Origin of the sequence: Sulfitobacter sp. UBA4523 (assembly GCF_002388305.1) — a bacterium.
In the GTDB taxonomy this organism is placed as follows: domain Bacteria; phylum Pseudomonadota; class Alphaproteobacteria; order Rhodobacterales; family Rhodobacteraceae; genus Sulfitobacter; species Sulfitobacter pontiacus.
This window is the reverse complement of sequence record NZ_DGMH01000004.1, coordinates 1-512: the sequence shown is the minus strand read 5'-3', so window position 1 is coordinate 512 and position 512 is coordinate 1. Positions and strand designations below refer to the sequence as shown.

Below are 512 nucleotides of genomic sequence, written 5' to 3'. Positions count from 1 at the left end.
CGTCGCGTGTTGGGGCCCGGCCCTGCGATCAACGTCTTTGCGGGGCATATGCCCGGTGACGCCGATATGATCCGAAGCGCGGCCCTGACGCCGATGATCAATTCGGTCGATCAGATGATCGCCCATGTCGAAGCCCTGCCCGGCCATCGTTTCGGGGTGCAACTGAACAGCGGCATGAACCGCCTTGGGATGGACCCCGCGGAATGGGCCGCGCTGCGCGACATCGCCCTGGCGCAGAACCCGACCATGATCATGTCGCATCTGGCCTGCGCGGACGAACCGAACCACCCTATGAATGCCCGCCAGCTCAAGACGTTCCGCGAGATGACGGATGGGTTGAACGTGCCACGATCCTTGGCCGCGACGGGGGGGATCATGCTTGGCCGTGACTACCACTTTGACCTGACCCGCCCGGGCATCGGGGTCTACGGCGGATTGCCCTTCGCCGATGCGATGCCGGTGGTGACGCTGGATGTGCCTGTCATTCAGGTGCGCGAAGTCGCCACGGGCCA

The 512-nt window shown here is 64.6% G+C and carries 1 protein-coding gene; it reads left to right on the top strand.

Annotated features, from left to right (window positions below):
• Positions 1-512: alanine racemase (locus tag B3849_RS00275; protein ID WP_286779680.1), on the top strand; the 512-nt coding region annotated here is incomplete at both ends.